A 25991-nucleotide genomic window follows, 5' to 3' on the forward strand; every position below is an offset into this window, starting at 1 on the left:
TTCAACCAATAATCGAAATTTCAGGAGGAACGAACATGTTTATCGATATTCATGCCCATGCCTACCGCAAGCCCGTGCCTTTTGTCGTCCAATTTTGCACGGCGGAGGAATTAATTCAGCGTTATGACGAGCTGGGAATCGAGAAGGGCGTCTTGCTGCCGGTAGTCAGTCCCGAAATTTATTTTCCGCAAGCGAACGAGGATATTCTCGATATGGCCGAAAAATATCCGGACCGGTTTATTCCGTATTGCAACATCGACCCGCGCGCCTTGACCAATTCGGCGGAAGCGCCGCTTGACCGGGTTCTCTCCTATTACAAGGAGAAAGGGTGCAAAGGGCTCGGAGAGGTGATGCTGAATGCGCCGCTGATGGATCCTCTCGTACAAAATCTGTTCCGGCATGCCGAGCGTGTAGGCCTCCCGGTCGTATTCGACGGCTCCGACCAAAAGACGGGGGATTTCGGCTTGTATGACGACCCCGGCTTGCCGCAGCTGGAGCATACGCTGCAGAGGTTTCCGAATTTGAGCATTTTCGGACACGGGCCTGTGTTCTGGGCGGAAATCGGACGCTTGGAGACGCCGGGCGAAAGGGCCATTATTTTTGATTTGAACGGGGATCAGGTGGGCAGATTGCCAAGCGGCCCGATCAAGGAAGAAGGAGTCGTGCCGATTCTGTTCCGCAGATACCCGAATCTGTTCGGCGATCTTTCCGACGGTACGGCCTTCAACGCGATAGCCCGCGATCCCGAGTACGGCCCGAAGTTTTTGACCGAATTTCAGGACCGGTTATATTTCGGCACCGATATTTGTACGAAGGATATGCCGGTTCCGCTGGTCGAGCTACTCATCGATTGGCGCGACACCCAAAAAATCAGCGAAACCGTATTCAAGAAGATTTCAAGAGAAAATGCGGCGAAGCTGTTAGGATTGAAATATGACGAGACGGTTTATTCCTAAGTTACTCCTGGCGGAAAGGAATTATTGCGAATATGACATCAGAGAGCAAGGAGCTCCCTATGCGGCCGTTTGACCTGTTGTTGCCGTCTTTCATTCCCGCGGTTGTCGGTAAGGAAATGAACATTTATTTGGACAACCTGATTACAGGCCGTGCCGGAAACTATGAATTTGAAGTTTACTGCGAGATAGGACGTCTTCAGGACGAGCGTTGGACAGTCGTGCCGGAGGCTGGCGGCGACTACGCATTGACGATCCTGCTGTATAGCTTGAACGGCGAGAAGCTGTCATCCGCCGAGTCTACGGTTAGGGTAGCCGAACAATCGGCTGGGCGAGGGGTCGTGAACAAGGCGCTGTTTATCGGAGACAGCCTTACGGCGAACGGCGCGTTTACCGGAGAGCTGCTGCGATTGACGGAAGCGGATCCGCTGGAGCTTGCCTTAGCCGGAACGCAGGGAGCTTCGCCTAATGTGCATGAGGGACGATCGGGATGGAAAGTCGAGTCGCATTATGAGGGCGGCGAAAGCACGTTCCAATTTGACGGGACGTTCGATTTTGTGAAGTATATGCATGCGAACGGATTCGGAGGGCTAACCCATGTCGGTATTACGCTGGGGATCAACGACGTCTTTCTTTGCTTGGATGACGACGAGGTGCAGAGGATCATGGATCGCGAAATGCCCATGCTTGAGGCGATGGTACGGGGAATCAAGCAATACGATGCCGGCATAATGATCGGGATTATGCTGAACATTCCTCCTTCGCGGGAGCAGCACGGATTCGGGCTCTTGTATGGCACGAAGCAAAGCCGCCGCCGGTATAAACGCAATATTTTTCTATGGAACCGGGAGTTGACTAACCGTTTCGGAAGCCGGGAAGCGGAGGGCATCGCGCTTGTTCCGATTAATGTGAATTTGGATACCGCAAACAATATGCCACTGGTTTGGGAAGCGGTAAACAGCCGGAATTCGAAGCAAATCTTACGGAAATGCGACGACGTTCATCCGGCTGTCGAGGGCTATTATCAGCTGGCGGACGTGATTTATTACTGGTTGAAAACGCTGGCTGCGGATTCCAAATAAATGAAAGGGCCCGTTCGGATTTCCGGCGGGCTTTGTTTCAAATATAAGAATTTATATGTTTCACTCGACGCGCTAAGAGGCACCGTCAGAGGGTTTCGATTCGATAGAAACGGCCGTATGAACAGCAGTTAAAAATAGCTATGAAAATATAAATTTGTGCATATTTAAGCGATCTCCGCCCTGTTAGAATCAACTTGTTAGCAAAAACACACATATAAAGGAGAAAGGGTCTATGAAATGTAAGCGGAAACATATCGCAACGTCAGGCTTGCTGGCAATGTCCTTATTGCTTTCGGCTTGTTCGGGAAGCAAGGAGATGAAAGAGAACGAAACGCCCGCCGCTTCCGGAAGCGACAAGCCCAAAATCAGCATTTTGACAACTTCGCCTGCAGACTATACGCAAACCGTATCGGATTGGAATCAGAACGTTTACGTCAAAAAAGTCGAGGAGCTGACCGGAACCGATCTCAACTTCGAGTTCCTGAATTGGGGCGATTACCAGACGCAGCTGACGCTTCGTTTCGCATCGGGCGAGCTGGCCGATTTGGTTCAAACAGGCGCCATCGATTCGCCCGCCCATGCGCGTGGCGTAGAGGAGGGAGCGATTCTCGAACTGAACGCGCTTATCGACAAGTACGGCCCGAATTTGAAGGCGAAAATCCCGGATAAAGTATGGAAGGATCCGAGCGTAAGCAGGAACGGGAAAATTTATGCGATTCCCGCACTCGTGCCGCATCCGCATACCGCCGTACCGTTCATTCGCGAGGATTGGCTGAAGAAGGCCGGGATGAGCATGCCGGTTACCTTGGACGACTGGGTTGCCTATTTCGAAAAAGTGAAAACGATGGACATGAACGGCAACGGCGACCCGAACGACGAATACGGCTTCTACGTGAGAGAAAATCTGGGCAGCAGCGATATGTTCTTCTACGAATTCGGCGTTGCGATGAATCATTGGGTGATGCAGGGCGATCAATTCGTGCCGTCGGTGCTTACACCGAACATGAAGGATGCGCTAGCGTTCTGGAGGATGCTGTACAAGAAAGGCTATATTAACCCGAACGCCATCACGAACAAATATGCGGATTGGCAGGCGGGCATCACTAGCGGAAAAGCGGGCAGCTGGCTCCATTACGTCGATAACCTGGCCAATATGTGGGCGCCGGATCAATTCGTCGGCCAGCCGGATGCCAAGCCGTCCGTTATCGAGCCTCCGAAGGGTCCTCGCGGACAAGGCATAGGGCTGGCGAATACAGGGATGTATTACGTCTGGATCATTCCAGCCAAGACGAAAAATCCGGAGAAGGTCATTCAATTTTTGGATAAGGCTTGGAGCAATCCGGAGTTGCAGAAGTTTTACACGTTCGGTCTTGAGGGCCATAACTATGAAGTTGCAGACGGCAAAATCAAGTGGGATCCGTCCGCCCCGAACAATCTCAAAAATTTTGAATCCTTCGCTTACCAGGTGAACACGAACGTAACGGGTCACAGCATCAACAATGACGAAGCGGTGAAAGTGAACCCCTTCGCCATGCAATTGCAGCGAGGATTTACGATATCCGAAAAGTATAAAATCGAAGCGGATTCGATGTACATGCCGCTTCCGGAGGCATTCAAAACGAGGCCGGAGCTGCTGCCGAACTTTGTAAGCGGTTCGACGCTGCTGCTCGATATGTTCGCCAAGGTTATCACTAGCGACGTGGATATCGATGCCGAATTCGATAAATTCGTTCAGGAGTGGAAGCGCCGCGGCGGTGACGAAGCGATCAAACAAGCGACGGAATGGCACAAAACTTTCTATAAAAAGTAAAGGGCTAAAGCAGTAGCTTTGCCCGGAAAGCTGGAGCGGGCTTACGAACGTTCCGGCTTTCCTAATCAGGCTACGATAGGCGGCGGACGAGTTGAGAGACAGAATAAGAAAGATAGGCAGCAGCGATAATTGGATGCTGTGGGCTATCGCAATGCCAGGCATTTTGTATTTTATCATTTTCAAGTACGGGCCTCTTATGGGCAATGTCATAGCCTTTCAGGATTACAGCCTATTCAAGGGCGTTTGGGGAAGCCCCTTTGTCGGCTGGAAGCATTTCGTCTACATGTTTCAATACGAAGAGTTTACCAATATATTGAAAAACACGATGATTCTCAGCTTCTATCAAATCGCTTTCGGATTCCCGGCGCCCCTGCTTCTGGCCTTATTGCTTAATGAAATACGATTCGGCTTTTACAAGCGAACCGTGCAGACCGTGCTTTACTTGCCGCATTTTTTATCTTGGGTGATTGTCGGCGGCATTTTCATCAATTTGCTGTCTTTCGACGGAATCGTGAACCGCTTGATGGCTGTGCTCGGATTGCAAACCATCGATTTCTTGATGAATAAGAGCTTTTTCCGAAGTGTGGTCGTGCTGTCCAGTATATGGAAGGAAATCGGGTGGGGCATGATCATTTATTTGGCGGCGATAAGCGCCATCAACCCGCAGCTCTATGAAGCGGCAATCGTAGACGGCGCCGGCCGCTGGAGACAGATGTGGTCCATTACGTTACCGTCCATTTCCCCTGCGATTATTACCTTGTTCCTCCTCGGGATCGGCAATTTGCTGGATACGAATGTGGAACAGATGCTCGTTCTGCTAAATCCCCTGGTCCGTCCGATCGGAGAAGTAATCGATACCTATGTTTACCGTACCGGCTTGCTGGGCGCGCAGTTCAGCTTCACTACGGCTATCGGGTTGTTCAAATCGCTGATCGGCTTGTTCATGATCGTCAGTCTGAACAGGTTCAGTAAGCGGATAACCGGCAACGGAATTTATTAAAGGAGGGAGAGGACATGATTCCTAACCAATCGGAGCGTCTTTTTCAGTCGGTCAACAATATGTTCTTTTTGATTATCGGGATTTCGATGCTCGCGCCGCTCGTCAACCTGTTGGCCGTTTCGTTAAGTTCGCCGCTCTATGTGAACAGCAAGCAGGTCATGTTTTGGCCGAAAGGGTTCAATACGAACGTATACGAGTCGATATTCGGACTATCCTCTCTATGGCGCGCGATGGGCGTCAGTCTCAGGATTACGGCTGCGGGAACGGCGTTGACGCTGCTTCTCGGCTCTTCGTTATCGTACAGCCTTTCGCGCCGCACGATGAAAGGCAGAACCTTCATCCTGCAAGCGATCGTCGTTACCTTTGTTTTTACGGCACCGTTGATTCCCACTTATTTGCTGGTCAGCTCGCTTGGCTTGAAAAATACGCTGTGGGCTCTGATCGTGCCGAATGCGCTAAGCGCCTTCTATGTGCTGATCTTGAAGACATTCTTCGAAGGCATATCGCCGGAGTTGTTCGAATCGTCCAAAATCGACGGCTGCTCCGAGCTGAAAATATACTATCGGATCGTACTTCCGTTATCCAAGCCGGTTCTGGCGACAATCGCGCTCTTTCACGCCGTGTTCCAATGGAACAGCTATTTCGGCGCTTTGATGTATATTCGCGACAGAGCGTTGTACCCGCTGCAAATCATTTTGCGGAATATGGTCGTGGACGATCAAGCGCAGAAAGTCATTAAGAACGCCGGTGCCGAAGCGATCCAAAGCGCGACTCCCGAGATGATGAAAGCCGGCATCATATTATTCGCGACGGTGCCGATCTTGATCGTGTATCCGTTTCTGCAGCGTTATTTTGTCAAAGGAGCCATGCTTGGATCGGTTAAAGAATAACCGGGATGGCCGTATTCGTGAGCGAAGGAGCGGACAATGATGAAATTCGGTATCGCCAAAGAAGAGATTACGCCGCTGGAGCCGGTATTCATGCACGGGTTCGGCAGCAGGACGCACAAAAGCGAAGGGTTGCTCGAGCCTCTCTACATGACGGCGACGATGATGCAAGCGGATCGTACGTTCTTGATCGTAACGATCGATGCGCTGGGCTCCGACCGCAGCTTTATCGTTGGGATCAAAGACGAGTTGAAGCGCGCATTCGGACTTTCGCACGAGGAGGTGATGATCAATTTCTCCCATACGCACCACTCTGTATTTTTGACGGGCCCCGATCCCACGCTTCGCAGAGGCGGCTACAGCATCGGTCAATCGCGCTGGGCGGATGACGAGAGCGAGCTTGATTATGCGGAAGACATGGCCTATTACATTCGGCTCCGCGATACCTTGCAGCGGATGGTCGGCTCCTGTTACGACAACCTTACGGAAGGCGAGCTTTCCATGGCTCGGGGAACATCGGAGTTTGCCTGCAGCAGAAGGCGTCCGGACGGGGCGGGCGGCGTGATGTGGATGCCCTATTACGAAGGGGAGATCGACAAGGATCTGTTCGTTCTGAAGCTGTCGGATTCGACCGGCGCCGTTCGCGGCATCGTGTATTGCTATGGCTGTCATACGACGGCGATGAGCTCGGATAATTACAAGTTCGGCAATGATTTCGCAGGTGCGGCTTCCGCGATGCTGGAGCAGCGGTATCCAGGCGCCGTAGCGATATTCCTGCAGGGCTGCGCAGGCGAGTTGAAGCCGCGTCCGGGGGCTGTCGGAGACGAATTCGTGTCGTGCGATGAAGCAAGGCTGCGGCAAGTGGGAGACATGCTGGCTCAAGACGTGATAGCCGTCATGGAATACGGTTCCTTTAGGACCGTTTCATGCCAATTTCGTGCGGAGCTGTGCGATCCGCTGCTGTATACCGAGCAAACGTCCGCTTCCTTCTATCGAACGATCGCGGACGATCCTCAGCAGGACGACTTTCACCGCGCATCGGCCCGGCGCACGATCAAGGCATTCGAGAACGGGACGATCAAAGACAGGATTCCCTTCTACATTTCCGTATGGCAGCTGGACGAGGAAACAAGCTTGATCGCCATGGAGGGCGAAGTTTCGACGGAGTATGGACTTATGCTCAAGCGGCTGTTCGGCAACGGAAGCATGATCGTGCTCGGCTATACCAACGGCGTATTCAGTTACGTGCCGACCCGCAAAATGATAGGCGAGGGCGGGTATGAGGCGGCGTGCAACTATTACTTCGGACTCCGGGGACCTTTCGTTCCGGAAATCGAAGATATCATTGTCGGGCAAGTCGCGTCGGCGATCGGACGATTGTCGGCATGCAATCGGCAATAAGTGTATTGACTCCAGAATACGAGATCCTACGGGGCTGTCCCGAAGTCACGGAAATGGCTTTGGGGCAGCCTCTTTGCGCTGCGAGCGACAAAAGGACTTGCCGCGCCGCACCCGATATGCTTTGATGAAGGTACGAAAGACAATCGTCAGCCATTGACAGCGGTAGAAGGGGGCTTTCGAATAGGAAAACTGAAGCATACTGAGGTTAAAATTAGATATGAAATCATAAATTTATGCATAGTTAGGCTGCCGTCGCCTTGTTAGAATGAATGAAGCGGCAAAATGCCTGACGTGTAACCGGACATGTAAAATGAAAGCGGAAACATTCCGCGATTCTATCAAACGAAACAACGGACCGGAACCTGGGATGAGGGCGTGCGACATGAGGTTCTCTCTTAAACGAAAGCTTACGATCATCATCATCATCAGCTTGTTTCTGCCATTCATGCTGCTCGGCTATTTATGGTACAGCCGGACCGAGAAGACGATCGAGGATAATGCGGCGTATTACAGCCGACTGCTGCTGGAGCAAACGAACAATTACATTAACTCGTATATGTCGGATCTGGACAGGCTGACGGTTCCGTTTCTGCTGAATCCTTCGATACAGGATTTCCTCCATCTGAAGCCGGACGACTATTTGGGACAATACGAGCTGCAGAAGCGGATTCGCGGCGAGCTGTACCGCAATCTGTATTCCAGCCGCAGCGATATCTATAAATTTACGCTGATTATGAATGAGAATCTGCATTTAAGCACACAGGAATACGCTCTGGATACCAGGCATCAGCGGTACTTGGACATGCTCAGTCTGAAAGATCCGATAACGGATTTTACGATCGAAGGCGTTAATCGAATCAATACGATCCCCGTGATTACCGCCTACAAAATCATTTACGATCCGCTAAAGCCGTCGAGCAGAGGAATTCTGATCGTCGATCTGAAGCTGAGCAAATTTGCCGAAATGGTCAGCGGTCTCAAGCTCGAGAATGTAGGTCGAGCTTACCTGCTGAATAACCTCGGGCAATATATTTATCATCCCGACAACGATCTCATCGGAACGATTGCCGACGATTCCGTACGCAGCGGTCTGGACGGCAAGGCCGGTTTCAAGATGGCGGGCAGCGGACAGAGCCGGAGCATGATCAGCTACCGGACCTCCGAATTGACGAATTGGACGCTCATGTTCGAGGTGCCGATGCAGCATCTGACTGCCGATCTGGTGAAGCTAAGGACGATGGCCTTCGTTATTTTTTTCTGTATCGCGGCGGTCGTGCTGCTTCTTCTCGGGAGCTTTACATATTACTTGATCAAGTCGCTTTCGTTCATCCAGAAGCTGATGAAACGCGCGGAGACCGGGAACCTGGACGTGCGGGCGCCTGCGGGATCCAATGATGAAATCGGCATTCTATACAGCAGCTTCAATACGATGATGGACGAATATCGCAGACTGATCCATGTGGAGCATACGTCCCAGCTGAAGGCCAAGGAAATGCAAGTTCGGCATAAGGAATCGATGCTAATCGCCTTGCAATCGCAGATCAACCCCCATTTTCTGTATAATACGCTCGGCACGATCCACTCCTTTGCGATATTGGAAGGCGTTCAGCCGATCAGCCGAATGGTAACGAATCTGGCCGATATATTCCGTTACAGCATGGATAGCGACGCGCAGGTCGTCTCTTTGTGGAGCGAGGTCCGTTATATCCGCACGTATTTGGAAATTCAGATCGAACGCTATGAGGACCTCCGAACCGAGATCGATGTCGAGCAAGAGCCGCGTCTGAAGGAAATTCCGTGCGTGAAGCTGATGCTCCAGCCGCTCGTGGAGAACGCGCTGATTCACGGTTACCAGGACTACGATCTGCGCCCGGATTACGTAGGCATCGAAGGCTTATCGACCGCAAACGGTTACGAGATTCGAGTGATCGACAAGGGAAGAGGCATGCCGCCGGAAGTGCGCGAGCGGTTCAACCGCTTGTTTCAGACCTTGACCGACAACAAGCTGGTGGAGGACGATCAATTGGCTGTTGCCGGGAGTATCGGTCTATATAACGTCCACAAGAGACTGCGGCTCGTCTACGGAGAACCGTATGGCATTTGGATTGAAAAATCGGACGTCGACGGCACCGTTATCCGGGTATTGGTGCCCATCGACAATAAGGCGGGATAGTCGATGCTGCAGGTGCTTGTAGTGGAAGACGAGCGTTGGATCAGACAAAGCATATGCAAAATGATCGAACAAATCGACGGGTACCAGGTAGTCGGAGAGGCGAAGGACGGCCAAGAGGGACTTCGCATGCTGCAGGAGCTGACTCCCCATGTGCTGATGACCGATATTCGTATGCCGTTCATGAATGGACTGCAGCTTTCCGACGAGGCTCGGCGTTTGCTGCCCAAGCTCGAAATTGTCCTGTTCTCGGGCTTTAATGAGTTTGACTACGTGAGGGAGGGACTCCGCCAAGGCGTTCACGATTATTTGCTGAAGCCGGTCCAGCCTGAGGATCTCGAGCGGGTCATGCAGCAGATTTCGCGTAAGATCGAGCAGAAGAGGGGGAAGCTTCCCCAGCAGTTTGTCTGGATTGACGTTTGGCGCGGCAATTTGAAGCGGCTTGCCGATTGTCTCTGGCTTGTAGACCGGGTAAAGTTCGATGCGGAGTGGTCGATCTTGTCTGCCGAATGGCTGAAGCACGAGAAAGAAGTCGAGGATGTGTACGAGTTTTTTCATCTGATCGTCTACATCCTGAACGAACATATCCGGGAGCATTACAGCGCGCAGCTGCCTGATCAGGTGTTCCGTCCCCTTGACTTCACGGGCGACGCACAGCGGGATGCCGAGCTGATCCGGGAGCATCTGCTGGGCGTCATGAACGAGCTGCTTACCCAGCGCAACTGGCGCAAAAGCCACGTCGTAGTCAAAGCGCTTACCTATATCGAAGCCCATTATGCGAATCCGCATCTGTCTTTGTTCGATGCCGCCGAATTGATCGGGCTGTCGCATCCTTATCTGAGCCGGTTGTTTAAGGAAGAGATGGGTAAAACATTCGTGGAGTACGTAACGGAGCTGCGCATCAATAAAGCCAGGGAAATACTCGGCGATCCGGATTTTAAAGTATACGAGGTGGCGGGGGCGGTCGGGTACACGGAATATTCTTACTTCGTCCGCGTGTTCAAGCGTGTCGTCGGGCATTCGCCATCCGATTACCGCAAACAATTGGGCATTCGATAGCCAGGCAGGAATGCCGCCAAGAGCGCGATTTGTCACGGATACATTCTTGCGGAAGGAGCTGTGGAAGCCATGATCTATGTGATTAGACACGGGCAAACGGATTGGAACAAAGAAGGCAGACTGCAAGGAAGTCGGGGGTTGCCCTTAAATGAACAGGGGATAAAGCAAGCGGAGTCCTTAAGAGACCAACTTACCCCTATCAAGTTCGATTATGTATTTTCTTCTCCGCAGGAAAGAGCAATTCAAACAGCGGAGATCGCAACGGGGATGAAAGCGATAGTCGATGCAAGACTTGACGTTTTTGATTTAGGCGAAGCGGACGGATTAAGCAAAGGCGAAGTGAAAATGGCTGGAGCAGTGCCTGATCCCCTTGTCTACAAAGGCGTTGAAGATATCCGCAGCTATGTGAAAAGAGTTTTTGCATTCATGCAGGAGCTGGAAGCTGACTATGGCGACGCAAAGGAACGAAATCTTTTGTTATCCGGGCATAGATGTACAACCGGTTGTATCGGCGCTTATTTCGAAGGAATGCCTGCGGATGGAAATATATTGAGGTTATCCTCCAATAATGGAGAGTATAAAATGTATGCATTCAAGTCGATTCGAGAGGGTAATTAAGCACTGATTGAAGTTCATTGTAACAAAGACAGCAGTAAGATGTTATTTGCCTACTTTGTTTTCTTTTATTTCAGTTGTCTGCCACTTTCCGTTTTTGCGCTCGACCGTAATAGTCATATCTAGCCCAGTCCCATACATTTTTACTGTCTTAAATAATATCTTTTGCTTTGTAACTATTTTCTTCTCTTGTATGCTTAAATGAAGTTCACCATGTTCCATTTCATCATCTTTTGAATCAATCATCACTTTTACTCCTGTTTTTTCTTTTAAACACATAAGGAGGGCCTCATTTTCAAAATCTACTGTGTCATCTAGGTTATTAAATTTGAGAGATATGAATGTAACGCCTGCATTTTCCTCTTTTCGGTGCTCAAAAGTGGTTTGAAGTACTGAACAATAAGCATTTATAACATCATCTAAGATAATCTTATTTTTTTCTCCGCACCCCGTGATAATACCAATAACGATTAACAACGTTAACCATATGCTGAACTTCATTTCATATTTCACAACCTTCCCACAGTAAACAAGCTGAACAAACCTCTGAACAAGTACAAGTAATGTCAATATACAAATAATTCCAATGGAAGTTGAGAAGCGGTGAAGTTCAATTACTAAAAAAAGACATGTTGAAAACGTTGGAAGATAACATTATTATACAAAAAAGATAGGGTAAAGAAACTGAAAAGCGAGATCATCCATTCACGTTGTGCTCGATTTTGGCATTGCGTCAGTTTGTGATAGTATGGATGAAATTGTATGGGATGGGGGGATTCGTTTGCAAAGCCAAGTGCGTTTAATCAAACCTGCAGCGGAATACCGTGGGGAGTATATGTCTTTTTATGAAGATTGGAAGAAGAGCGGGGACGATATGGTGCCGTGGGTAATTGAGAAAGACCCCTCGGATTTTGATTCCTTGATCGAATTTTTATATTCGGAAGATAGCGAAGACAAGCTGACGAATGCGAATTGGGTTCCTCACTCGACATACTGGTTGGCAAATGAAGAAAATAAAATCGTCGGTGCGGTGAATATCCGCCATCGATTAAATCAAAAGCTATTAAATTGCGGCGGGCATATTGGATACGGAATTCGCCCGTCCGAAAGAAGGAAAGGATATGCTGGCCTTTTATTGTCAGCGGCATTGCAAAAGACAAGAGAACGGGGTTTGAAAAAGGTTCTTCTTGTTTGCGATAAAGGGAATATAGGTTCTGAAAAGACAATCGTCAAAAATGGCGGAAAATTCGAATCGAAATTTATAGAGGAAGATGGAACGATTGTAAAAAGGTTTTGGATTGATCTATAAGGAGCAAGCTCGATACCTTTCAACGGAAAAAAGCGACTTCGGAAGAGCTTGCCAATCGGCAGCTCTTTTTCTAGCTTGCGGCTTATTTAACCATAATCATTCTTTACCGGCAGAGTCCTGAAAGGTTTGTTATCATTTTTATAACGAGCTAAAAAGGAGAGTGAAAATGAATACGGATCCAAGATCCGACTCTGCAAACAATGCTTTTACCAATGCATGCAAAGATATTATTTTATGCGAATACAGAGTGGGAGATTTGAAAACGAAACCTACAAGCATTACATGCTTTCTAAACGGAAATGGGAAAACGAAGTAAATACGGAAAGGAAGGAAACCGATGCCTGCTAGCAGCAAAACGCTAACCGATCGCGCCCTTAAATGGGTTGTCGATGCCGTACATCCCGAAGCGAGTGTGCTCTCGGTGAGGCAGCTTCACGGGGGAATCTCTTCGCTCGTCCACAGCGTATCGCTTCTGGTAACCGGAGAAGAGAGAGCCTTCGTGCTCCGACAGTTCGATAATACGGAGTGGGTGCAGAACGAACCGGAGTTAGCTTACCGCGAAGCGGAAAGCTTGCGCCGGGCCGCCAGGGTCTCAGGCGTGCAAACGCCGGAGATCGTTGCGTTCGACGAAACCGGCAGCCGGTGCGGAACACCGGCCGTGCTGATGACGCGGCTGGAAGGCCGAGTTGTTCTGGAGCCGACGGATACCTCAAGTTGGCTGAATGGAATGGCTGGGGCGCTCGCGCGGATTCACGCGGTGGAAGTGGACGATTGTCCATGGACGTTCGCTCCCTACAGCGACGCCGCTTCTCTGGATGCATCCTCGTGGTCGAAGATTCCCGGCAAGTGGCGGACTGCGGCGGGTATCGTAGCGGAGTCTCGACCGTCCTACAAGAAGCGATTCATCCACCGGGACTATCATCCGGCCAATATTTTATGGAACGAGGGTGAAGTAAGCGGCGTCGTGGACTGGGTCAACGGGTGTATGGGGCCGGCAGGCGTCGATGTCGGTCATTGCCGCGTCAACCTGGCGTCGTTATTCGGTGTTCGGACTGCCGACGAATTCTTATCTGCCTACGTCGGCCATGCAGGGACTTCCTTTACCTACGATCCTTATTGGGACATCATCACCTTGATCGACTTCGCCCCGCCTGAAGTATACGGCGGGTGGACGGCCCTTGGCATTACCGGACTCACACAAGAGATGATGATCGAGCGTTTGGACGATTATTTGATCAGCCTTTTGGAGCGCGTTTCCGGCTGGCCGGCCAAAAGATGACCGCGGGTAAATCGCTACCTACCATTAACAAGAACCGTCATAACGCCTTAACGGGCGCTATTGACGGTTCTTTTGCTGCCCCTCCGATCCATCGATGAAGAACGTTACTGGGAGATTCTACCATACGTGGTTTGACCGTTAATCGGACGGGATTTGAAGGTGAAATGTTTATTTTTACTATAGGGAACGTATGTTCTATAATGGGAGGAGTGTAGTTATTACGGGCGAGATGGAGAGGGAGCGGGTTATGAAACAAGCCGGAATGGTGCTGGTTGTTAGCGTATCCATATTTCAAGAAGGCAAAGTATTGATCATTCAGGAGAATAAGCCTTCCGTCAGGAATCAATGGAATTTCCCGTCCGGAAGAATAGTACCGGGTGAAGATATTTTGGATGCTGCACGTAGAGAAGTTAAGGAAGAAACCGGCTACGAAGTCAACCTAACGGGGACAACGGGCGTTTATAATTTTATAAGCAGCACAAACGATCAAGTTATCTTGTTTCATTTCATCGGTGAAATTATTGGCGGCACTCTTCAATTAGAAGCTAATGAGATTATGGACAGCAGGTGGATTTCGCTCTCCGATTTATGGATTCCCGGCTTGCTCGAAATTCGCGGGGCAGAGGTCATGAAACAAATTACGAACAACCTCCTGACAGGCAAGAGTCATCCCTTATCGCTCTATAACGCTAAACTGGTTAAGTAGTTACGAGACGGTCCGAATCCCTGCTTACCGGTCGCAGCGGTCTGGTTTATGGGAGCGGGGGGAACGCGAAACTTTTTGTATGAACAAATGTGACCAACCGGCCCAAATCGTTGTGTTATAGGTAAAAGGAGGGTTTAACGACCATGCAGCCTCTATCGCTTCCGAACGACGGCTTCTCCCGCAAGTACAGCCAGTACGGCAGTATGCTGTTCAAGATTGCCATGGTCCATCTGGGCAACAAGAGCGACGCCGAAGAAGCGGTTCAGGAAGCTTTTATCAAGCTATTGTATAAGGCTCCGGCTTTCGCCGATACCGACCACGAGAAAGCTTGGGTGATTCGGGTACTCGTCAACATTTGCAAAAACTTGACCGGAAGCCTGTGGAGAAAACGTGTTGTCCGCATGGAGGAGATCGAAGCGTACTGCGACTCTGCCGAGGATGCGGGATTGGTGGAGAGCGTGCTTCGGTTGCCCTTTAAGTACAAAGCGGCAATCCATTTATTTTACTATGAGGATTATTCCGTCAAGCAAATCTCCGAAGCGCTACGTATCAGCGAATCCGCCGTCAAGATGCGGCTGCAGCGCGGGCGCGAGATGTTGAGACTGGAAATGGAGGATGGGCTATGAACAAGCAAGATTATAAGCAAGCGTTCGGTAAAATAGAGCCGGATGCATTATTCGGACAGCGGCTGGCTCAGAAACTGGCGGTTCGGACGCAGCCTAAATCATACGGACCTAACCGAAAAGTCATGCTATCGATTGCCGTCAGCCTGACGGTTGCCCTGTTTGCCGGGATTTTCACGTTCTCCGATCTTGGCGGCGGCTATAGCCCGGTTTCCATGGTCCCACCCGCGCCAACGGCTGCCGACGGTTCGGTGCTCATTCCGAAGATCGAGCTGCCCAAAAAAACAAATGCCATGATGGACATGATCGGGTTAATTGTCTATCAGGGAAGGGTTTATACTCAAACGTCGACGCATATCCCGCCGGAAGCGGCCAAAGCCGTGCTTGGAGAGAAGATTGGCCGCACCAAAGGGAATATCGATGAATGGAGCAGTCAGAAGGAGTACGCTAAGGAGCTGGCGTCGTCCATTGGCAAGCAGGATGTTTATACCGTCAAAGGCTATGACAGCGATTTTCGTCTCATGACCTATCAAGTTGCCGACGGGCAAATCTGGGCGGAATTCTACGAATGTCTAAACGGGATTCAAATCGCCAAAGGAGCGGACGTGCTCGGGAAACTCAAAATAATAGGAAACGTGCAGTCGGCAAGCTGGGAGAACTTCGAGAGCTGGAACGGTGACCTCAAGCAGTTTCGCAAGCTCCCCTTATCCGCAGAGGTTCAGAAATTCCTTGAGGCGCTGAACGCCGCCAAGCCGGTCGAGTGGGAGACGCTGTATAATCAGGGGATTTACGACCAAGGTGGCCAATCACGGAAATTCATCCTGTTTAAACTCCAAGATCAGAGCGAAGTTCGTCTGGAGCTGCACCAGGGAGGTTACGTGAGATACGGGCATGCCCAAGTATTTTTTAAGCTGGACGATGCGGCATTCGCCGCCATGTGGGGGAGCTTGAAATGACCTCAAGCTTTTCTCCCGCCAAGAAAATAGCTGCAGCACAAAAACCTTGAAGGAACGCTTGCCGTTCTATCGAGGTTTTTTTCTATGCCGTTTGTGGTCAGTATCATCTAAATAATGAAAAGGAAAGAGAAACGATAATAATAAAAGCTTTGGGGATTATTTCATCCAAGTAAGCGCTTTCTGGATATCTTTTTCAAAATATATGGCGGAAACCCGTTCCGATGTCAGTTTTACAAAACGAACTGGCAGACGTAATATACAATTCAGCCTTTAAGAAAATATCGGTTTCAAAACTTATTCGCTTAATTTCCGTTAAGGAAAACGGGGGAACCAATGATGATAGTTGCCTGAACATCAGGTATACGTCATATGGGGTGAATCCTGATAGCAGACTGTACCGAGTTTGCGATTCTGGTAGAGCGACTCTCACCGTCCGAATCCGACAGCTAACCTCGTAAGCGTTGATTGAGGGGGTTTGTAAACTTGTGGTCGTAAACACAGGATTCTAACCTGTGTTTTTTGTTTGCCAAAAATGACTATACGATCAGGGAATGTGTGCATAATAAAAAAAAAATGCGGCGGTGAAACGAACTCGTGTTTTCTTCTCTAAAAAGATTTTTAATCGGAAGACCGTTAAAATCCAATGAATTAGGCGAGCAGAAGCTTAATAAAACGAAGGCCCTTGCCATTCTTTCCTCAGATGCCTTATCTTCGGTGGCATATGGTCCTGAACAAATCTTGTTGGTTTTAATTACCGTAAGCGCTGCAGCGTTTTGGTATTCGATCCCGATCGCGGTTGGAGTATTGATTTTATTACTAGCCCTTATTTTATCTTATAGGCAAATTATTTTTGCCTACCCTCACGGCGGAGGAGCTTACGTGGTTTCGAAGGAAAATCTGGGTCTATACCCCGGATTAATCGCTGGAGGCTCGCTGTTGGTGGACTACATTTTGACGGTGGCGGTAAGCGTATCGGCCGGAACGGATGCCATCACGTCGGCTTTTCCAGGATTGCATTCCTATAATGTATTCATTGCCATCCTCTTTGTATTGTTCATTACCACCTTGAACCTAAGGGGGGTAACGGAGTCCGCTTCCATATTTGCCTATCCGGTATATTTATTTGTTTTAGCGTTATTCGTATTAATCGGCGTAGGCATTTACAACATCCTAACAGGTCATGTATCGCCTGAATTACATGCGCCGATCGGTACCCCGGTGGCGGGAATCAGTTTGTTTCTGCTCCTAAGAGCGTTTGCCTCGGGAAGTTCCGCACTAACAGGCGTTGAAGCCATTTCGAACGCAATTCCTAATTTTAAAGACCATGCTCCTAATAATGCCGCCAAAACGCTAATTGCGATGGGCGCCTTGCTTGCTGTGTTATTTTCGGGAATCGTATTTTTAGCTTATTATTACGGGATTAGTCCTCGAGAAGAAGTCACTGTCGTTTCAGATATTGCTGAGCAGACTTTCGGACGGAACTTTATGTATTACTTCATTCAAGGTACAACAGCGCTGATCTTAATACTTGCCGCAAACACGGGTTATTCTGCTTTTCCTTTGCTGGCCGTTAATCTCGCCAAGGATAAGTTTATCCCAAGAATGTTCACGATTCGAGGAGACCGGCTAGGGTATTCGAATGGAATTATTATACTGGGCATTTTCTCAATCCTCTTGATTGTGGCGTTTGAAGGCCGGACCGAACATCTCATCCCCCTGTATGCCGTTGGCGTGTTTATCCCTTTTACCCTCTCCCAGTCGGGTATGATGGTGAAGTGGATTCGCGAAAAACCTGAAGGATGGATATCGAAGTTAATCATTAACTCGACCGGCGCTTTGATTAGCTTCATAGTCACCATGATGTTCTTTTTAACCAAATTCACACAGGTGTGGTCTGTCTTAGTTTTTCTGCCCCTAATCATACTGCTCTTTCATCGGATTAGAAAGCATTATGAAGCGGTAGCCGACCAACTAAGAATTACAACTTGTGAGCCGACTATGCCGATTGAGGGGAATGTCATCATTCTTCCTGTCGCTGGAATCACCCATGTGGTGGAGAACTCGTTGAACTATGCCAAGTCGCTTTCCGCCCACCAGATCATTGCCGTTTACGTTCCTTTCGAAAGAGAGGATGAAGCGGCGTTTGTAGAAAAATGGAATAAGTGGCAGCCTGATGTGAGACTGGTAACCCTCCATTCTCCTTACAGAAGCATTATTCAGCCGCTGACTAAATTTATTGATACTATTCAACGTAAGGCGAGCGAATCGCATTACCAGGTTACGGTTATTATTCCGCAATTCATTCCAAAGAAAGGCTGGCACAACATCCTGCATAATCAATCCAGTTTACTGATTCGTACTCACTTGCTATATCGGAGAAATGTGATCGTAACTACTGTTCCATACCACTTAAAGAAATGATTTGAACCAGACTGCTCCGCTTGTTCTACCTCGGCTAGCGTTTTGAAAACCCCTTACAAAGCAAAGAGGTCGACCCGAAGTGCGGGTCGGCCTCTACGTATGAACCGCACATGATGCCTAAAAATTCGTTTCCGGTTAGTAACGGCTCACACTCTTCCTCCGTTGCCGATGATGGGCTGGTACGAAGGAGAGTATCCATAAGGCTGATTGTAGTAAGCCTGGTTGTTGTACACCTGATTGCTGTATACCTGGTTGCTGTATACATGGTTGGTATTCGTCTGCGGAGGAACCGTCTCCGGATATTCCTGCCGCATTTCGTTCTCCCGGTCTTGACCTTGACGGCAGCCCTTAGGAGGACCGATGACGACCGTATCGGTAATCGGAGCAAACGTCTGTTTCACTTTCGCTTCATCCAGACAATACGTGTGGGCAAAAACGCTCGCAGGCGTTAAGCGGAGAAGATCGGAGCCTGCAATAAATTCCGGAACCGGCGCATCGAAGATAGCCAATAAATGGGTATTATCGGCCGTCGCCACTTCATAATGCCACCACCCCTGGGGCACATTCGCCACTTGTCCCGGCGCAATCGAGAAGTTAAGCAGCTCCTTCGAAAAAGGGTTAACCAAAGAAACGACCGCTGAGCCGGAAATACAATACACCAGCTCCGAAGCATTTTGGTGAATGTGAGGCTCGATCACATTGCCCTTGCTGAGGTAAATATCCAACAAGGATACGTTTCCCAGCGTGTTCAACTGGTTAACGGAAAGCGAGTTGATTAGGTTCCGATTGTCTTTTTTGAAGAAGAGGTTATTTTTCAAATCATAAGTATATTGCGTGGACGGCGATGTGAAATCCATATACGATACAGCCAAGATAAACCCTGCCCTTCGTTTCGATTTAGGCGTTTGACCTACTCGGATATCATATGTATTCGCCTAGTCACGTGTTCGCGCGTTTACGGCCGTTTCGAATTGCTGGCTCTTTTTTTCGCTTCCTCGACCCTTCGTGCCGGAATCGGGTACAATGGTAGGAAGAGTACCATAACTAGGAGCGAGATAAAGATGAAGCGCATTACGATATTAGTCGCGGACGATGAAGCCGAGATTGCGGATTTGATCGAGCTGCATTTAGAGAAAGAAGGCTACCGCATGATCAAGGCGTCCGACGGTCAAGAAGCGCTCTTGGCGATCCAATCGCAGCAGATCGATTTGGCGATCCTGGATATCATGATGCCCAAGCTGGACGGTTATGAAGTGACCCGGAAAATTCGGGAGCAGCATCATATGCCGATCATTTTCCTGAGCGCCAAGACGTCCGACTTGAACAAAATAACGGGACTGGTGGTAGGTGCGGACGATTATATGACCAAGCCGTTCAACCCTATGGAGCTGGTTGCCCGCGTGAACGCCCAATTGCGGCGCTATATGCAGTTGAATCAGCCGCCGGCCGTCACGACATCCGTATTGGAGGCGGGCGGGTTGACCATTTACCCGGATCAGCGCAATGTGTTTCTCTACGGAGAGCCGGTCGAGCTGACGCCGAAAGAGTTCGATATTTTGTTTTTGCTGGCGGAGCATTCCAAGAAAGTGTTCAGCGTGGAAAACATTTTTCGGCACGTATGGGGAGAAGCGTATTACGAGAATGACAGCAACACCGTGATGGTGCATATTCGTACGCTTCGCAAGAAGCTTGGGGAAGACAAGAACAAGAACAAATTCATCAAAACCATTTGGGGGGTGGGTTACACGTTCAATGGCTAAGATCATGCGAAGCTTTCGTTTCAAAATGCTCCTGCTGTTCGGGCTGAGCATGCTGCTTTCAGGCGCCATTACGTTCGCCATTTATAAAGGACTTCAGTTGTATTATCGTTCGAACGTTCTGGCCGAGGATCCGCTTGCCCGTTACCGCTCCTTCATGAACAATGTCGGAGATGTGAATGTCTTCTTGATTCTTTTTATCCCGCTATCCGTTCTGTTCTTCTTCTTTCTGACCAAGCCCTACGCCGCATATTTCCGCGAAATTTCGAGCGGCATCCATCACCTCGCGAACGGCGACTTTCATAGCCGGGTGCACATTTCCTCGAATGACGAGTTCGGCGATATTGCGGAGGATATTAATTTGGCGAGCGAGATGCTTCAGAAAGCGGTGGAAAGAGGGGATTTCGCCGAGAGCAGCAAAGATCAGCTCGTCTTGAACCTGGCGCATGATTTACGCACGCCGCTGACGTCCGTGCTCGGGTATTTGGATTTTATTCTGCAGGACAAGCAGCTGACAGCGGAGCAAATCAAGCATTACACGAGCATTGCCTTTACCAAGTCTTTGCGGCTGGAGAAGCTTATCGACGAGCTGTTCGAGATCACAAGGATGAACTATGGCATGCTCACCGCCGACAAAAAACCGATCGATCTGAGCGAGCTGCTCATTCAATTAAACGAAGAGCTGTTTCCGGCTTTCGAAAAAAACAGCCTGATCGCGAGGCTGAATGTGAATCCCCACCTTCATATTCAAGGCGACGGAGAGTTGTTGGCTCGCGTATTCGAAAATTTATTGACCAATGCGATCCGCTATGGCGGCGACGGCCAGTTTATCGACATCAACGGCTATCTGGAGGGCGGGGAAGCGGTCATTCAAGTCGTCAACTACGGGCACTGCATTCCCGCGGAGCAGCTGCCTCGCATATTCGACATGTTTTATATCGGCGATCAGGCGAGGACGCATCGGAGCGGGAGCACGGGACTCGGCCTATTCATTGCCAAAAATATTGTGGAGCAGCATAACGGCAGCATTTCCGCTCAGAGCAATACGATTCATACTATGTTTGAAGTGCGGCTGCCGGCATAATTTAAGAAAAATTTTAACTTTCCACCACTTCTTTTTAAACAGTTTTCCCTATCCTAGGTACATAACGGGGTGAGGAGGAAACGGTAAATGAAGAAGTGGTTTTTTGTGATTGCCGTACTTTTGCTGGCCATCTATGAAGTTTATCAGCAGCGGACGGAGGTTGCGGGCGAAAAACCGAACATTGCGGTGCAAGAAGCGGCACAAGCGGTAATCGCCCAGGATAACCGGCGTACGATAAAAATAACGAAAGACCAGGTGTACCGGGGCGATTTGCTTTTGGTAAACAAAGAGTATCCCGTACGAGAAGAGGGCGTGAAATCGGACGTGGTCCGTCTGTATTCGCATAAAGAGCTGTTGCAGGGCTTCGGTTTGTTGGATACTTCCATCCGACTGTCGCAAAGCGTGGCGCAAACCTTTTTGGAGATGATTCGCGCTGCCGACAAAGACGGGGTTAACCATTTTATGATCAGCAGCGGGTATCGGGATTCGAAGGAACAGAGCGAGCTTTACAAGGAAATGGGCGACGCGCGCGCGCTGCCGGCCAACCATAGCGAACACAATCTGGGCTTATCGCTCGATATCGGTTCGACCTCTGCCGAGATGAATCAGGCTCCGGAAGGAAAATGGCTGCAAAATAACGCCTGGAAATATGGGTTTATCTTGCGTTACCCGAAAGATAAATCGGATATTACGGGGATTCAGTATGAACCGTGGCATTTTCGCTACGTCGGGCTGCCCCACAGCGCGATCATGCAGGAGAAAAAGTTGACGCTGGAAGAATACCTTGAACTGCTGAAGGAACAAAAGAACTTGTCGACGACAATAAACGGACAATCCTACGAGATATCGTATCAGACTGCGGCCAATAGCAAGACGGTTACCGTTCCGGCAGGCCGCCGGTATACGATTTCCGGCGACAATAGGGATGGCGTCATCGTAACCGTATACCCCTGAGCTTAAATTCGATGAAGCGAGGATAACGAAATGAAGAAAATCAGCCTATTTAAGGACGTGATCGTTCCTGCTTGTTTTGCCTTATATTTGTATGTTCTGGTCAAAGCGATTCTGTTTAAGTTCGGTCCGATCGAAGTCAAGTTTCTCGCCCATCAGCTGCTGGGCAACGTGCGGAACCCGGAATCGATGCTGAGCCATATTCGCCTATCGTCCAACTCCGTTCAAGGAAATCTCAAGAGACGTTCAAAGCTTGTCGGGGCTCGGGTTATATTCGTTTACCAATTTCTCGGGGAATATAGCGATCTTTATTCCTTTCGGTATTTTTATTCCGATGCTATCCGAAAGCAAGAACGTATCCCTTGAAAGGGTGTTCGTTCTCTCCTTGCTGGTCAGCCTGCTGCTGGAAGGTTTGCAAGCCGTGCTCTCGATCGGAACGTTCGACGTCGATGACCTGCTGTTGAATACATCCGGCGGCATGCTAGGATTCGGCATCTTCTGGTTGTGCAGCATACTGGACAGGGGCAGGGTTTACGCGGCACGTCAGGAGTCTTGAATCGAAAAGCGAAATAGTCGAAGGCACAGAGGATAAAAGAGTCGCTATGCCTTCCTTATTTCTGCGTATGCCGGACGGTAGCCGTTCGCAGCTTGAATAAGGTATAAAAGGAGTGTTTTTATGTACGAGCTTATGCAATTCGGAGTCGTTATAACGCTGTTGACAGGGTTTGGATTGCTGCTGATCCTACGATCTAAATCGCCCAAGTCCAAGGTAAGCCTGCAATGGCTAGGTTATGCACTTATCATTATGGTGCTTTTGCTCGTTGCAGTATGGGTTATTTCTTTGGATGCAACGCATGTCGCTTAATGCGAGTGTTATTCGATCGAATCCCTAAAACTAAACAATAATTATTTACTATATTGACGTAAGTTCGAATATCGGTTATCTTAATATTAAGATATTGCTTCAAGCAGTCGCCAAGAAAGCTTATGCAAATAAAAAATCCAAGCAAAGGGGATGTTACAAATGACAGCATATCGTAAAATCGACGGTACCTACAGAGGAGCGCCGTTCCACATGGTAGGAGACGGATTCCGGGTTTCCAACTACTTTCCTTCCGGGAACAATTTTCAGAAACGGTTCAGCCCTTTTATCCTGATGGACTATAACGCACCGTTCGAATTTCCGCCAAGCGCCTCGGTTAAAGGAGTGGGAGCGCACCCGCATCGGGGGTTCGAAACGGTAACGATTGCTTATGAGGGATTTATCGAGCATCACGATAACCATGGCAATCATGGCATTATCGGGCCGGGTGACGTGCAATGGATGACCGCCGGGTCGGGGCTCTTGCACAAGGAATATCACGAGCGCGAGTTTTCGAAACGCGGCGGACTGTTTCAAATGATTCAATTATGGGTTAACCTTCCCAAAGCAAATAAAATGCATGCACCCAAATACCAGGAGCTGTTAAAGGAGCAGATGGGCAGAACGGAGCTGCCGGAGGGCGGCGGTACGGTTCGGATCATTGCCGGAGCGTACAACGGAATCAAGGGACCCGCACAAACGTTTACGCCTATCCATCTGTTTGACATTGCCTTCAAGAAGAACGGTCGAGCGCAATTTGAGCTTCCTTCCGCCTATAACACAGCGGCAATGGTGCTGAAGGGATCCGCAAAGATCAACGATACGAAAATCGCCGGTGAGGGAGACTTCGTATTATTTGAAAATACGGCCGGCGACATCGTGATCGAAGGGCAAACGGATGACACCCTCGTTATCGTCCTGAGCGGCGAAGCGATCGATGAACCCGTCTACCAGCACGGACCGTTTGTTATGAACAGCAAAGAGGAAATCGTGGAAGCTTTTCAAGATTTCCAATCGGGTAAAATGGGAAATACCGATTTCTAAAATGAAGCGGGGCAGGGTAATCCTGTCCTGTTTTTTTGCTTTTGATTCGTTTATAGAAATAAAACACAACATGACTATAAGAAAGTGAACCTTACGGCCAAATAGTCCCGTATGCCTCACTATCCGCTCAAAAACGAGGAAATAGCTTAAAAATAGTGAACGCAGGTTCATAATTACTGAACCCAGGTTCACTCCCTCTGTTCGTAGTGATTATCTCACGAATACTCGCTCATTCGCAGGATTTCATCATTCTTTGAAGCAGGCTTTCCGTAGAGGCAAGGACCTGACCCGTTGGGAGCATCATTTTGGGTATGCGGGAATAGAGGAAAGGCCTCAATCCCCAATCATTTCCTTTATAATGCACGTATACTCCACAATCGTCTTGGTGGTTTACCCTCCCAATTCTCAACGGGTCTTCGCCCTTACATTCCTTCGTTATACCTATCCAAGAGGTGGAGGCCGAAATGCTAGTGTAACGGGTCAGTGCCCTTTGTGAACCCACATTCGGTACTCCGTGCTTATGTGTTTTCCATCCTGCGAATGAGCCAAAATACGTATGCTAACCTTTGTGTTCCCATGCTACTTTCCTCTTGTGAAACATGTTGCCCAAGTGGGAGCCTCCTAGGCTGCAGCCTCTTGTACATCGTTCGCCCGAAAGGCTTCCCCTCGTTTTACCATACCTATCATGATTCGTGTTAGTTTACCGATCAGTTTAAAGACGGAGCGATGCTTTTTCATCTTCTTTTCTTTTACGTTTTGCTCGTGCCACCGTTTAAACTGCGGGTTATTTGTAATCAAGGACAAGGTTCCCAAATACAGATATTTGCGTAGCTGTCGCCTGCCTCGTTTTGAGATTCCTACTTTGCCTTCGTATTTCCCCGAGCTGTTATCCGTTAAGTTGAGACCCGCTTGGGAAAGGATCTGTTGTCCATGTGCATACGTGCTTATCTCTCCGCATCCGGCCAATAAAGCGGCTATGAACAGCGTGCTCAGCCCCTTTAGGGTGCGAAGTAGTTTCACCACATCCGGTACCTGGGCAAGTAGGATGTCGAGCTCATGCTCCATCTCCTTTAGCCTTTCGGTTAACCGTTCATAGTCCTCTACAAGCCGCGCAATTTCTTTACGTGCTTCTTCACATCCAACCTTACTCCCAACAGAACTGCGGGCCACAGCGAGTAGCCTGGCGGCCGTTTCTAGTCCTGTCTTCCCGCCTGCACGCTTCATGCCGCCTTCTTCCTTCCAGCCGGTAATCATCTGCTCAGCCGTCATCGGTGCGATATCTTCGGGCAACGGGAAAGCCTTCAGCGTAGCGACTGACCGCGCAATCTCCCAGTCGGAAAATACCAGTCTGTACTCAGGAAAGTGAATATCCAGCCAGCGGTGAAGTCGGCCCTTCAAGCTTGTCAGTTGCTTGACCCAGTATTCGCGGTCGTTCATTACCATGCGCAACCGCCGATAGATGGCTGCGTGCCGATTGTAAGTGGTGTAATATCCACGGCTTACGGCATCGGCAATGACCAGCGCGTCTTTGATGTCGTTCTTGGATTGGCTGTTATCTCGGTTTTCCTTGTTACGCTTTGTGGTCAGGGGGTTAACGAGAACGACCTCATGGCCAAGGTCCATCAACCAATCGGCTAAGCTGAACCAATAATGTCCGGTCGGTTCAAGGCCGATGATGAGTGAGGAGAGGCCTTTCTGTTGTTGGAGTTGTCCGATCCATCGTAAAAGTTTCCCAAAGCCCTCTCCTTGATTCTCGAACGTGACAGGTCGGCCTATCTCTAATCCACGGTAAGTAACGGCACGAGCCACATGCCGCTCCTTGGCAATGTCGATACCGATAATGAGATGATTCGTAGAAATTCGTTCAATCCGTTGATTTTGTACGTCTCTTTGTTTAAACTTCATAGTAGAGCACCCTCCCATGTGGATCTGTTAGTCACTGCCCGTGACATGATCTACTATACAGAGGGTGCTCGTGCTTTACAAAGCCGATTTCTTAGCATCTACAGGAATGCTAGCGTA

The 25991-nt window shown here is 49.3% G+C and carries 25 protein-coding genes and 1 riboswitch; of the genes, 22 read left to right on the forward strand and 3 right to left on the reverse strand.

The features are described from left to right. Positions 1–35: 35 nt before the first annotated feature. From ACKGJP_RS13830 to ACKGJP_RS13870, 9 genes are all read left to right on the forward strand, one after another. The gene (locus ACKGJP_RS13830) at positions 36–956 is read left to right on the forward strand and encodes an amidohydrolase family protein (RefSeq protein WP_409346210.1); all 921 of its coding nucleotides are present in this window, start codon (positions 36–38) and stop codon (positions 954–956) included. A gap of 59 nt (positions 957–1015) precedes the next feature. After that, positions 1016–2035, forward strand: coding sequence for an SGNH/GDSL hydrolase family protein (locus tag ACKGJP_RS13835; protein WP_409346211.1), 1020 nt, complete (start codon positions 1016–1018; stop codon positions 2033–2035). Between the two features lie 232 nt (positions 2036–2267). Continuing rightward, positions 2268–3845 (forward strand): extracellular solute-binding protein, encoded by a 1578-nt coding sequence (locus tag ACKGJP_RS13840; RefSeq protein ID WP_409346212.1) that lies wholly within the window; start codon positions 2268–2270, stop codon positions 3843–3845. A 91-nt stretch (positions 3846–3936) separates the two neighbouring features. Continuing rightward, complete coding sequence (locus tag ACKGJP_RS13845) at positions 3937–4845, forward strand: ABC transporter permease (protein ID WP_409346213.1); 909 nt, start codon at positions 3937–3939, stop codon at positions 4843–4845. Positions 4846–4859: 14 nt separating this feature from the next. Continuing rightward, the gene (locus ACKGJP_RS13850; protein ID WP_409346214.1) at positions 4860–5735 is read left to right on the forward strand and encodes a carbohydrate ABC transporter permease; all 876 of its coding nucleotides are present in this window, start codon (positions 4860–4862) and stop codon (positions 5733–5735) included. A 36-nt stretch (positions 5736–5771) separates the two neighbouring features. Continuing rightward, the gene (locus tag ACKGJP_RS13855) at positions 5772–7133 is read left to right on the forward strand and encodes a neutral/alkaline non-lysosomal ceramidase N-terminal domain-containing protein (RefSeq protein WP_409346215.1); all 1362 of its coding nucleotides are present in this window, start codon (positions 5772–5774) and stop codon (positions 7131–7133) included. Between the two features lie 382 nt (positions 7134–7515). After that, positions 7516–9306 carry a sensor histidine kinase gene (locus ACKGJP_RS13860; protein ID WP_409346216.1) on the forward strand — a complete coding sequence of 597 codons (1791 nt, stop codon included), beginning with the start codon at positions 7516–7518 and terminating at the stop codon, positions 9304–9306. 3 nt (positions 9307–9309) lie between these two features. Beyond that, positions 9310–10362: a response regulator gene (locus ACKGJP_RS13865; protein WP_409346217.1), complete on the forward strand. Its 1053-nt coding sequence runs from the start codon at positions 9310–9312 to the stop codon at positions 10360–10362. A 69-nt stretch (positions 10363–10431) separates the two neighbouring features. Beyond that, positions 10432–10980, forward strand: a complete 549-nt coding sequence (locus tag ACKGJP_RS13870; RefSeq protein WP_409346218.1) for a histidine phosphatase family protein — start codon at positions 10432–10434, stop codon at positions 10978–10980. 42 nt (positions 10981–11022) lie between these two features. On the opposite strand, the gene ACKGJP_RS13875 is transcribed toward ACKGJP_RS13870, so the two are convergent. Then, on the reverse strand, positions 11023–11478 hold the full coding sequence (locus tag ACKGJP_RS13875) for a hypothetical protein (RefSeq protein WP_409346219.1): 456 nt from the start codon (positions 11476–11478) through the stop codon (positions 11023–11025). A 280-nt stretch (positions 11479–11758) separates the two neighbouring features. Here ACKGJP_RS13875 and ACKGJP_RS13880 point away from each other — a divergent pair, with 280 nt between their 5' ends. The 6 genes from ACKGJP_RS13880 (at position 11759) to ACKGJP_RS13905 (ending at position 18271) form a co-directional block, all read left to right on the forward strand. Next, entirely contained in the window at positions 11759–12286 is a 528-nt protein-coding gene (locus ACKGJP_RS13880) for a GNAT family N-acetyltransferase (protein ID WP_409346220.1), read from the forward strand. A 337-nt stretch (positions 12287–12623) separates the two neighbouring features. Then, on the forward strand, positions 12624–13565 hold the full coding sequence (locus ACKGJP_RS13885; RefSeq protein ID WP_409346221.1) for a phosphotransferase family protein: 942 nt from the start codon (positions 12624–12626) through the stop codon (positions 13563–13565). Between the two features lie 247 nt (positions 13566–13812). Continuing rightward, positions 13813–14271: an NUDIX hydrolase gene (locus tag ACKGJP_RS13890; protein WP_409346222.1), complete on the forward strand. Its 459-nt coding sequence runs from the start codon at positions 13813–13815 to the stop codon at positions 14269–14271. Between the two features lie 143 nt (positions 14272–14414). Then, a complete protein-coding gene (locus ACKGJP_RS13895) occupies positions 14415–14897 on the forward strand; it encodes an RNA polymerase sigma factor (protein ID WP_409346223.1) in 483 nt (160 codons plus the stop codon). Continuing rightward, a complete protein-coding gene (locus ACKGJP_RS13900; protein WP_409346224.1) occupies positions 14894–15850 on the forward strand; it encodes a hypothetical protein in 957 nt (318 codons plus the stop codon). The genes ACKGJP_RS13895 and ACKGJP_RS13900 overlap by 4 nt, the downstream gene beginning before the upstream one ends. A 289-nt stretch (positions 15851–16139) precedes the next feature. After that, positions 16140–16327, forward strand: a riboswitch (cyclic di-AMP (ydaO/yuaA leader). Between the two features lie 117 nt (positions 16328–16444). Further along, positions 16445–18271, forward strand: a complete 1827-nt coding sequence (locus tag ACKGJP_RS13905; protein WP_409346225.1) for an APC family permease — start codon at positions 16445–16447, stop codon at positions 18269–18271. A 146-nt stretch (positions 18272–18417) separates the two neighbouring features. Here ACKGJP_RS13905 and ACKGJP_RS13910 read toward each other — a convergent pair whose 3' ends face one another. Next, positions 18418–19143 (reverse strand): cupin domain-containing protein, encoded by a 726-nt coding sequence (locus ACKGJP_RS13910; RefSeq protein WP_409346226.1) that lies wholly within the window; start codon positions 19141–19143, stop codon positions 18418–18420. A gap of 189 nt (positions 19144–19332) precedes the next feature. Between ACKGJP_RS13910 and ACKGJP_RS13915 the strand changes: the two genes are divergently transcribed. The 7 genes from ACKGJP_RS13915 to ACKGJP_RS13945 all read left to right on the forward strand — a co-directional run bounded on the left by ACKGJP_RS13915 (position 19333) and on the right by ACKGJP_RS13945 (position 23969). Further along, entirely contained in the window at positions 19333–20031 is a 699-nt protein-coding gene (locus tag ACKGJP_RS13915; RefSeq protein ID WP_409346227.1) for a response regulator transcription factor, read from the forward strand. Then, complete coding sequence (locus tag ACKGJP_RS13920; protein ID WP_409346228.1) at positions 20024–21112, forward strand: ATP-binding protein; 1089 nt, start codon at positions 20024–20026, stop codon at positions 21110–21112. Before ACKGJP_RS13915 ends, ACKGJP_RS13920 begins: the two co-directional genes overlap by 8 nt. Before the next feature lie 87 nt (positions 21113–21199). Further along, positions 21200–22066: a M15 family metallopeptidase gene (locus tag ACKGJP_RS13925; RefSeq protein ID WP_409346229.1), complete on the forward strand. Its 867-nt coding sequence runs from the start codon at positions 21200–21202 to the stop codon at positions 22064–22066. 30 nt (positions 22067–22096) lie between these two features. Beyond that, positions 22097–22429 carry a hypothetical protein gene (locus ACKGJP_RS13930; protein WP_409347361.1) on the forward strand — a complete coding sequence of 111 codons (333 nt, stop codon included), beginning with the start codon at positions 22097–22099 and terminating at the stop codon, positions 22427–22429. After that, positions 22317–22619 (forward strand): VanZ family protein, encoded by a 303-nt coding sequence (locus tag ACKGJP_RS13935; protein WP_409346230.1) that lies wholly within the window; start codon positions 22317–22319, stop codon positions 22617–22619. Before ACKGJP_RS13930 ends, ACKGJP_RS13935 begins: the two co-directional genes overlap by 113 nt. Before the next feature lie 120 nt (positions 22620–22739). After that, positions 22740–22928 carry a hypothetical protein gene (locus ACKGJP_RS13940; protein WP_409346231.1) on the forward strand — a complete coding sequence of 63 codons (189 nt, stop codon included), beginning with the start codon at positions 22740–22742 and terminating at the stop codon, positions 22926–22928. A 159-nt stretch (positions 22929–23087) separates the two neighbouring features. Further along, entirely contained in the window at positions 23088–23969 is an 882-nt protein-coding gene (locus ACKGJP_RS13945) for a pirin family protein (protein ID WP_409346232.1), read from the forward strand. A gap of 621 nt (positions 23970–24590) precedes the next feature. Here the strand turns inward: ACKGJP_RS13945 and ACKGJP_RS13950 are convergent. Then, the gene (locus ACKGJP_RS13950; protein WP_409346233.1) at positions 24591–25874 is read right to left on the reverse strand and encodes an IS110 family transposase; all 1284 of its coding nucleotides are present in this window, start codon (positions 25872–25874) and stop codon (positions 24591–24593) included. Positions 25875–25991 lie beyond the last annotated feature (117 nt).

This window comes from Paenibacillus litoralis, assembly GCF_046244365.1.
Taxonomy (GTDB): domain Bacteria; phylum Bacillota; class Bacilli; order Paenibacillales; family NBRC-103111; genus Paenibacillus_V.

Bases quoted from the DNA above. Each gene is read 5' to 3' on its own strand.
- ACKGJP_RS13830 (WP_409346210.1), top strand. From the start codon at position 36: ATGTTTATCGATATTCATGCCCATGCCTACCGCAAGCCCGTGCCTTTT.
- ACKGJP_RS13835 (WP_409346211.1), top strand. From the start codon at position 1,016: ATGCGGCCGTTTGACCTGTTGTTGCCGTCTTTCATTCCCGCGGTTGTC.
- ACKGJP_RS13840 (WP_409346212.1), top strand. From the start codon at position 2,268: ATGAAATGTAAGCGGAAACATATCGCAACGTCAGGCTTGCTGGCAATG.
- ACKGJP_RS13850 (WP_409346214.1), top strand. From the start codon at position 4,860: ATGATTCCTAACCAATCGGAGCGTCTTTTTCAGTCGGTCAACAATATG.
- ACKGJP_RS13855 (WP_409346215.1), top strand. From the start codon at position 5,772: ATGATGAAATTCGGTATCGCCAAAGAAGAGATTACGCCGCTGGAGCCG.
- ACKGJP_RS13860 (WP_409346216.1), top strand. From the start codon at position 7,516: ATGAGGTTCTCTCTTAAACGAAAGCTTACGATCATCATCATCATCAGC.
- ACKGJP_RS13865 (WP_409346217.1), top strand. From the start codon at position 9,310: ATGCTGCAGGTGCTTGTAGTGGAAGACGAGCGTTGGATCAGACAAAGC.
- ACKGJP_RS13870 (WP_409346218.1), top strand. From the start codon at position 10,432: ATGATCTATGTGATTAGACACGGGCAAACGGATTGGAACAAAGAAGGC.
- ACKGJP_RS13875 (WP_409346219.1), bottom strand. From the start codon at position 11,478: ATGAAGTTCAGCATATGGTTAACGTTGTTAATCGTTATTGGTATTATC.
- ACKGJP_RS13885 (WP_409346221.1), top strand. From the start codon at position 12,624: ATGCCTGCTAGCAGCAAAACGCTAACCGATCGCGCCCTTAAATGGGTT.
- ACKGJP_RS13890 (WP_409346222.1), top strand. From the start codon at position 13,813: ATGAAACAAGCCGGAATGGTGCTGGTTGTTAGCGTATCCATATTTCAA.
- ACKGJP_RS13895 (WP_409346223.1), top strand. From the start codon at position 14,415: ATGCAGCCTCTATCGCTTCCGAACGACGGCTTCTCCCGCAAGTACAGC.
- ACKGJP_RS13900 (WP_409346224.1), top strand. From the start codon at position 14,894: ATGAACAAGCAAGATTATAAGCAAGCGTTCGGTAAAATAGAGCCGGAT.
- ACKGJP_RS13915 (WP_409346227.1), top strand. From the start codon at position 19,333: ATGAAGCGCATTACGATATTAGTCGCGGACGATGAAGCCGAGATTGCG.
- ACKGJP_RS13920 (WP_409346228.1), top strand. From the start codon at position 20,024: ATGGCTAAGATCATGCGAAGCTTTCGTTTCAAAATGCTCCTGCTGTTC.
- ACKGJP_RS13925 (WP_409346229.1), top strand. From the start codon at position 21,200: ATGAAGAAGTGGTTTTTTGTGATTGCCGTACTTTTGCTGGCCATCTAT.
- ACKGJP_RS13930 (WP_409347361.1), top strand. From the start codon at position 22,097: ATGAAGAAAATCAGCCTATTTAAGGACGTGATCGTTCCTGCTTGTTTT.
- ACKGJP_RS13940 (WP_409346231.1), top strand. From the start codon at position 22,740: ATGTACGAGCTTATGCAATTCGGAGTCGTTATAACGCTGTTGACAGGG.
- ACKGJP_RS13945 (WP_409346232.1), top strand. From the start codon at position 23,088: ATGACAGCATATCGTAAAATCGACGGTACCTACAGAGGAGCGCCGTTC.
- ACKGJP_RS13950 (WP_409346233.1), bottom strand. From the start codon at position 25,874: ATGAAGTTTAAACAAAGAGACGTACAAAATCAACGGATTGAACGAATT.